The sequence below is a fragment of the Flavobacterium sp. genome, from assembly GCF_044338735.1.
Classification (GTDB): domain Bacteria; phylum Bacteroidota; class Bacteroidia; order Flavobacteriales; family Flavobacteriaceae; genus Flavobacterium.
The window spans coordinates 1-8,096 of sequence record NZ_JBIIWV010000099.1 but is presented as its reverse complement, the minus strand read 5'-3'; the positions used below and the strand labels follow the sequence as shown (position 1 = coordinate 8,096).

The following is an 8,096-nucleotide window of genomic DNA, read 5'->3' as shown; positions in this document are numbered from 1 at the left end:
TGTTTCGAATCAAGTTGCTAGTCTTTCAATAATAATCGAAAAATCTTACTCTCTCTTATTTTCAAACTTGTATTGCTACAAATTTGTGCTGTCAATTCAATATGTCTATGAACGTGTCATTCTTTTTGTCTCGCTTGTTTCTCAAAGCGGGTGCAAAAGTACAATTCTTTTTTAATTTAGCAAGAATAATTTAAAAAAATATTTTGTTATTTTTTAATCCAACCCACTAAAATCTATTAGAACTTTACTACCCCAATTCTCTAGTTTCGGGTCGGCAAAGATACTACCTTTACTTTTTATTAACCAAATCTTTTTTTAACTTTTTTGAAAAGTTTTTTGATTTAGGTAATTTGTCAGTTTGTGTAGGAACTTCTTTGTTATTGCGGGTGCAAAAGTAGCAATCTTTTACTACCACGCAAAGGTTTTTTAACTTATTTTCTCTCTTTTTTTGAAGGGGATTCTTAATGTTCTGATAATAAGGAATTAATACTTTTTTTCTTAACCACTAAGAACACAAGGAAAGCACAAAGAACACAAAAAAATTGTTAAACATATAAGTCATAAAAACAGTTATTACTAATATAAGGTGTACATAAAAGTTCATAAAAGGTAAGTGTATGAATAAACAAAACGCCTTATCTAGCCGCGATGGAAACGGCATCCTTTTATAAATCCTGAAAGGTTTATAAAAGATATAGTGCACAGCGGGACAAGTAGTCTTATAAAAGACAAAATGGGTGCTGCTAATTAATCGAAACGGATGGTTTTAACTGGCGAGATTTTAGTAATAACATAGGACGGAATTAACAAAACCAATAAACAAATCACAATTGTTCCGGCATTTAGTAGTAAAATATGCCCTAAATTGATGCTTACTGGTGCTTGATTTACATAATAATTTTCGGGATTTAATTGAATAACTCCGAAATACTTTTGAATAAATAACAAAGAGAGTGCAATTAAATTTCCCCAAAACAAGCCTCTGACAATTAAATAAAAAGCATTGTACAGAAATATTTTTCGGACATTCCAATTATTAGCGCCCATGGCTTTTAAAATTCCGATCATTTGTGTGCGTTCTAAAATTAAAACTAACAATGCAACTGCCATATTGATTGTTGCCACGACAATCATTACAATTAAAATAACTATGATATTAAAATCGAACAATTTGAGCCATTCAAAAATGCTGTAATACTTTTCTGCAATAGTGATGCTGTTGTATGTGGGTGGAATTTCTTTATACACAGCTTCTCCTTGCTCTTTGATTTTAGAAAAATCGGATACAAAAACTTCGAATGCACCGACTTGTGTGGGTTGCCATTTATTAATGAGTTGGACGTGACGAATATCGCCAATGATGTATGTTGCATCGAATTCTTGAAAGCCCGAATTATAAATTCCGGTGATTAAAAAGTTTCTCTTGTTAGGCAACTTTCCGTTTTCTTTCATGAAAAAAGTCAAAAACTTATCGCCTACTTTTAATTGTAAACGCTTGGCTAAGTATTCAGAAATTAAGACTTCGGTATTGAGTTGAGATTTTAGATTTGGGATTTTACCAGAAACTAAATATTCATCCAAATTGGTAAAATTATAATCTTTTCCTACTCCTTTATATATGATTCCTTCGAAAGCTTTTTCGGTACGAATGATTCCGGCTTTACTTGCCACAGCTTGAACATGAGTTATTCCTTCTACATTTTTAAACTTGGGATAGAAACTTTGTTTGATGGAAATAGGTTCGGTGGTGACTTGCGATTGATTATCATCGAAATTTGAAATAATAATATGTCCGTTAAATGCGGAAACTTTCTCGCGAATTTTATCTTGAAGTCCAACACCTGTAGCCACTGCCATAATCATCATAATAATTCCGATAGCAATTGCCGTAATCGCAATTTTTATAATTGGCGAAGAAATACTACTTTTATAACTTTTAGCAGCAATTAGTCTTTTGGCTATGAAATATTCTAAATTCAAGATATCTTATATGAAAATTGAGTTCAAAAATACGTTTTTATTTATTTCTATACTATTAATTTTAGTGGGATGTTCAACAACAAAAAACAATGTTGGTTCAAATATAAATAAAACACCCCACCCTTCGGACATCTCTATAAAAGACGGGAAATTTAAAACTGGAGCCGAAAACATTGAAAGTTATTTGCCGTTGTTGAAGGATAAACGGGTTGGAATTGTTACGAATCAAACGGGAATTCTTTCAAAAGAGAAACATTTGGTTGATTTTTTATTGGAACAAAACATCAATCTTCAGAAAATTTATGCGCCCGAACACGGGTTTAGAGGAACAGCTGATGCGGGAGAATTAATAGTTGACGGAAAAGATACCAAAACAAATTTGCCGATTATTTCCCTTTATGGAAACAATAAAAAGCCAAAACCGGAGCAATTAGAAGGAATTGATGTTATGGTTTTTGATTTGCAAGATGTGGGCGCACGATTTTATACTTATATCTCTTCGTTGCATTATGTGATGGAAGCTTGTGCCGAAAATAATATTCAATTGCTGGTTTTAGACCGACCCAATCCGAATGGAACTATTATTGATGGTCCGATTTTAGAAAAAGAACACAAAAGTTTTGTGGGAATGCATGAAATTCCGGTTTTGCATGGTATGACGATTGGCGAATATGCCAAAATGATTAATGGCGAAAAATGGTTGAATCCTTCGACAAGCCCAGAACAAGCACTTCAGTGCGATTTGAAAGTAGCGCCTTGTTTGAATTATTCGCACGATATGAAATATAGTTTACCTGTGAAACCTTCACCAAACTTACCCAACGATCAATCGATTAATTTATATGCGAGTTTATGCTTTTTTGAAGGCGCGAATGTAAGCTTAGGTCGAGGAACCGAAAAACAATTCCAAATTTATGGTTCGCCCTTTTTACCCGAAAGTGAGTTTGATTTTAATTTTACTCCGCAACCGAATTTTGGCGCAAAAGACCCCGTTCATAATGGAAAAGTATGCTTTGGCGAAGATTTAACAGAAATTAGAAAAGTACACCGCTTAGAATTAAAATGGTTATTGAAAGCTTATGAGAACACAGCCGACAAAACTGTTTTCTTCAATGATTTCTTTACCAAATTAGCCGGAACCAAAAAACTCCGCGAACAAATTGAAGCCGGAATGACCGAAAAAGAAATTAGAAAAACTTGGAAAGAAGGTTTGGAAAAGTTTAAGGAAGTGAGAAAAAAGTATTTGATTTATGAGTGATGGTGGGTGATGGATGATGGGTGATGGGTGATGGGTGATGGAAGATTGAAGTTGGAAGTTGGAAGAATTGACCACTTACTAAAGAGGCATTTTTTCTTTCATTTTCTCAACAATATTATACGCTGCAGGACAAATAGCAACATTTAATAATGTTAAATCGGTGATTTGATTGAATTTTTTTCTATCAGTGTGAGGAAATTCTCGGCAGGCTTTTGGACGAACATCGTAGATGAAACATTTGTTGTCGCTGTCTAAAAACGTACACGGAACACTTTTCAACACATAATCTTTATCTTCATCAATGCGAAGATATTGGTCAATAAACTGTTGTGGTTTTTGACGGAAACTTTTCGAAATTCGTTCAATATCAGCCGACGTAAACAAAGGCCCGGTTGTTTTGCAACAATTGGCACACTCTAAACAATCCGTTTTTTTGAATTCGGCATCGTGTAAATCTTGCATTACATAATCCAAATTCTTGGGTGTTTTCTTTTTTAGCTTGTCAAAATACTTTTTGGTTTCGATATGCGTATCTTTGGCAAGTTTTCCGAGTTCGTTTAAATTTGGCTTTAGCATTTTATGAATTTCTTCTGCAAAGTTACGATTTTGAATTCCGAATTTTGAATAACGAATGTTGAATTTTGAAATATAAAACATGAAAGACCTTTTCGGAAAAGCCATTTTAGATTACCAAACCAATAATTCACCCGAAGATTTAATCACCGAAACTTCTATTTCGGAAGCCGATGAAATGAGCGTTGCCTATTTGTTTCGTTCTTATCCCGAAATGCCAAAATTGGAACAAAAAGCATTACAATTAGCTATCGGAAAAGTATTAGATGTGGGTTGTGGGGCAGGAAGTCACGCTTTGTATTTACAAGAAAAAGGTTTTGATGTTACCGCAATTGATATTTCTGCAAATGCGATAAAAGCTTGTGAACTTCGAGGTTTGAAAAAAGCAAAAGTGCAAGACATTATGAAACTTGAAGGCGTCAGATTTGATACAATTTTGCTTTTAATGAATGGCGCTGGAATGTGTGGGAAATTAAAAAACATTCCGAATTTTTTACAAAAACTAAAATCGTTACTGACGGATACGGGTCAAATTTTAGTAGATAGTTCGGATATCATTTATATGTTTGACGAAGATGAAGATGGTGGGAAATGGATTCCAACCGATGTGGATTATTATGGCGAAGTATTTTTTGATATTGCATACAAAGGTGAAAAAGAGGCTTCTTTTGATTGGATGTATATCGATTATAATACGCTACAAAATGCGGCTGTTACCAATGGTTTACAATGTGAATTGATTTTAGAAGGCGAACATTTTGATTATTTGGCGAAACTTACCAAAATTTAAAGTTTTTGTTACACTAAGTCTCACAAAGTTCAGCACAAAGTTACACTAAGCTTTTTTGTTTGCGACTTAGCGTCTTTGTGGCAAGAAAAACATTAAGGTATATTCAAATATTTATGCGTTTGCAACGAAACCCTCCATTTTGGATTATTCATTACATAATCTACAATTAAAGGCGTCATTTCTTCTTTTTTGCTCCATTCGGGTTGTAAAAATAAAATCGCATTTGGGTTTACTTTTGCCGCTTGTTCTTCAGCAAAAATGAAATCGTGTTTATTGTAAATGATCACTTTTAATTCGTTTGCAATATCATAAGCACTTTGAACGGGTAATTTATTTTTTTTGGGAGACAAACAAAACCAATCCCAAGTTCCGGTAACTTCATAAGCTCCAGAAGTTTCAATATGTACTTGTAGATGTTGCTCTTTTAGTTTAGAAGTTAATAATGTCATATCCCAAGTCAAAGGTTCGCCACCTGTAACAACAACAGTATCGGCATATTTTTTTGCATTGGCAACAATTACATCGGTATTGGTTGGAGGATGTAATTCAGCATTCCAACTTTCTTTTACATCACACCAATGGCATCCCACATCGCAACCGCCAATTCTAATGAAATAGGCTGCTGTTCCAGTATGATATCCTTCCCCTTGGATTGTGTAAAACTCTTCCATTAAAGGCAACATTTCGCCTCTTTCAACCGCTAATTGTGTTTCTTTTTTCAACATTTACTTTTAATAATGGCTGCAAAGATACTTATTTACACTTAGTTTAAAATAAATACCTAAATTGTTTTTAGAAAATAAAAAGACCGAATTATACAATTGTACATTCGGTCTTTTACTAATAAATTTATGCTTTATAAAGCTTTTAAAGTATCTGTTGCATATTTATTTGCAGGATCAACCACTAATAATTTATTAAGATTTTCAACCGCTTTGTCTTTTTGACCACTGTTTGCATAATGAGCACCTACATGAGTTAATGCCTCAATTAAACCTTTTTTACTACTTGGTTTTGCTTTTTCAGCATCTCCTTTATCATCCAAAATTTTGATATACTGCTCATAAGAAGCCAAAACTGAAATTTTAGCTTCAGGAGTTTCAACTAAATCATTAACTCTAGCTCTGTATAAATGAGCATCTTGCGTAGTTGGAGAAACTTCAATAACTTTTGCAAATGCTTGATCCGCTAGCGCTAATTGTTCTTTTGGTGATGTTTTAGTATCGTAATCTAAGTATAATGCATAGCCCAGATAAAAGTTGTCCAAAGTGTAATTTTTAGATTTCGGATTTTTTACCGCTACTTCAAAAAGTTTGGTTGCGTTTTTATACAATTTATCATTGAACATTTTTTTACCTAATGGATTCAATTCACTAGCAATAACTGGATCTTTCTCTACTGCTTTGTTCAATTCCACAACTCCTTCATTGAAAATTATATCATCGTAGGTTCCGTCTACTTTTTTAGCTTCGGTCATTTTAGTTAGTCCTAGGTATAAATAATCTCTTGCAATAATACGCTTTGGATCTACTTTGGTAAAAAATTCAGTTAACGCTTTAGAACTTTCTGCAAAATTTCCATTTTCATAGGCAGCATATCCTAAATAACGGAAAATTCTTGGATTAATATTGTCCAATTTCTTCATTTCATTTGCTTCTAATTCAAGCGCTTTGTAATCTTTTGCCAAGATTAAGAAATCAGCATGACGCATTCTAGAATCTAACGAATAATCGGTTAAACTCATGTATTTTTCATAAAAACCTAAGGCTTTCGAAATGTATTCTTGGTATTTATTTTGCTCTGAATTTGCCCAGAAATAATAAGTCTCTGCCAATTCTCTATAAACCGGTCCAAAATTTGGATTTATTTTTAAAATTTCGTCAAATGATTTTACAGCTTCGTTAAATGCTTTGGCGTTTTTAGTAATTTTTGCCAAATTCATTTTTGCCAATATTATTGAATTATCGTAATCGTATGCATTTCTATAAGAAGCATAAGCATCATTTGAATTTCCGCTTGCAAATTGCGCATCACCCAATAATAAATGAGCTCCAGCATTTGCCATATTGTTAACCAATACTTTATTAATTAAATCGATAGCCGCTTTATAATTTGGATTTTCAGATTTACTGTAGGCTTTTGCAATTAATAATGTTTCATCAACATCTTTTTTCTTGATTTCTTTTGACGCTTTGTCGAACTTAGCAATTGCATCAGCATTCTTTTTAGCATCTAAATCTAATTGGGCTAAACCGATGTTGTTTAAAAACCCTTTGTCTTTAGCTAAAAGTCCTTGGTTAAAAACTGCTAAAGCAGAATCCGATTCTTTTTGTGCTAAATACACATCTCCTAAATAGAAAAAAAGCTTTCCATTATCTGGATTTGTTTTTATTAAAGATTTTAATGTTTTTTTAGCGGTATCAAAACGCTCTGCGTCGATATCTTTTTTAATTTGCCCCAAATCTTGAGCAAAACCAAATGCCGATAACATTACAAATAAAAACCCTAAACTAATTGACTTCTTCATTTTATTTAATATTACTTTAATTATTTATTTTATACTTCCTCTAACATTAATTTCTCTTGAAGGAAATTTAATTGGAGAAAGTCCTGATTTCAGAATGATACGTTGACCATTTTCTCCTGCAATATAGGATGCAAATCCCATGCCTAAACCTTTTCCACCTTGAAAATTTAACAGATATAATTTTCTGGTCCATGGATAGGAATGATCAGCAATATTAGATTGATTAGGCTTTACGAATGATTTTCCATCTTTAATTGCTGGTATTGATACGCCTAAAATTTTAACGTTTTGAACAGATTTTTCTAAATCAACTGGTGGCTGCAACAACCAATTCACTCCTACAACACCAACAGCATCCTTATTCTCAGCAATAAACTGAATTAATTCTTGTGAGTCTTTCATTGAAAAGACCTCTTTTGTGTCCAATTGTTTTATTGCTAATTTAGATTTTAGAAATGAAATGGTACTTGATTGTGGGTTTTCAAAAACAATTTTTTGTTTCCATTGATTGGAAGTTCCTTTTAATTTTGAAACAAATGCATCGATAGAAACCGTTTCCATTGCATTATCCTTATGTGCAATAAAAACAACAGCATCTTCTGCAAATTCAGTTATTTTAGGAATAATTTTTTTATTGGAAAAATACTGTAACTCTTCACCATTTAAATTTCTTGCAAGAATGGCTATTTTAGATTTATCTTCTTTTACTAATTGCAAGATTTCACCCTCTGATTTACTGATTAAATTAATTTTAGCATTTTTATACTCATTTTCAAAAACAGCAACCACATCTTCAACTATTGGAAAAATTGTTTCATCTACCAATATTGAAGTTGTTCCAGTAACGACTGTTTCTTTTGAATCTTTAGTAAGTTTAGCTCCCTTTTCGCAAGAAATAAAAGCTACGACTAACAGAATGCCAAAAAATTTAATGTTCATAGGTCTTTTTTTTATTCTGATGCATTATT

7 protein-coding genes are annotated in these 8,096 nt (G+C 32.6%); 2 read left to right on the top strand and 5 right to left on the bottom strand.

Annotated elements, in window-relative coordinates; translation table 11 throughout:
* Positions 1-747 precede the first annotated feature (747 nt).
* Positions 748-1,980: an ABC transporter permease gene (locus tag ACIQZC_RS07440; RefSeq protein ID WP_396138604.1), complete on the bottom strand. Its 1,233-nt coding sequence runs from the start codon at positions 1,978-1,980 to the stop codon at positions 748-750.
* A gap of 10 nt (positions 1,981-1,990) precedes the next feature.
* On the opposite strand from ACIQZC_RS07440, the gene ACIQZC_RS07435 reads away from it, so the two are divergent.
* The gene (locus tag ACIQZC_RS07435; protein ID WP_396138603.1) at positions 1,991-3,238 is read left to right on the top strand and encodes an exo-beta-N-acetylmuramidase NamZ domain-containing protein; all 1,248 of its coding nucleotides are present in this window, start codon (positions 1,991-1,993) and stop codon (positions 3,236-3,238) included.
* A 78-nt stretch (positions 3,239-3,316) separates the two neighbouring features.
* On the opposite strand, the gene ACIQZC_RS07430 is transcribed toward ACIQZC_RS07435, so the two are convergent.
* Entirely contained in the window at positions 3,317-3,814 is a 498-nt protein-coding gene (locus ACIQZC_RS07430) for a YkgJ family cysteine cluster protein (protein WP_396138605.1), read from the bottom strand.
* A 79-nt stretch (positions 3,815-3,893) separates the two neighbouring features.
* Between ACIQZC_RS07430 and ACIQZC_RS07425 the strand changes: the two genes are divergently transcribed.
* Positions 3,894-4,601: a class I SAM-dependent methyltransferase gene (locus ACIQZC_RS07425; RefSeq protein ID WP_396138602.1), complete on the top strand. Its 708-nt coding sequence runs from the start codon at positions 3,894-3,896 to the stop codon at positions 4,599-4,601.
* A 92-nt stretch (positions 4,602-4,693) separates the two neighbouring features.
* Here ACIQZC_RS07425 and ACIQZC_RS07420 read toward each other — a convergent pair whose 3' ends face one another.
* The 3 genes from ACIQZC_RS07420 to ACIQZC_RS07410 all read right to left on the bottom strand — a co-directional run bounded on the left by ACIQZC_RS07420 (position 4,694) and on the right by ACIQZC_RS07410 (position 8,067).
* The gene (locus ACIQZC_RS07420; protein WP_396138601.1) at positions 4,694-5,326 is read right to left on the bottom strand and encodes a 7-carboxy-7-deazaguanine synthase QueE; all 633 of its coding nucleotides are present in this window, start codon (positions 5,324-5,326) and stop codon (positions 4,694-4,696) included.
* A 131-nt stretch (positions 5,327-5,457) separates the two neighbouring features.
* A complete protein-coding gene (locus tag ACIQZC_RS07415; RefSeq protein ID WP_396138600.1) occupies positions 5,458-7,128 on the bottom strand; it encodes a tetratricopeptide repeat protein in 1,671 nt (556 codons plus the stop codon).
* A 24-nt stretch (positions 7,129-7,152) separates the two neighbouring features.
* Entirely contained in the window at positions 7,153-8,067 is a 915-nt protein-coding gene (locus ACIQZC_RS07410) for a PstS family phosphate ABC transporter substrate-binding protein (RefSeq protein ID WP_396138599.1), read from the bottom strand.
* Positions 8,068-8,096: the final 29 nt, after the last annotated feature.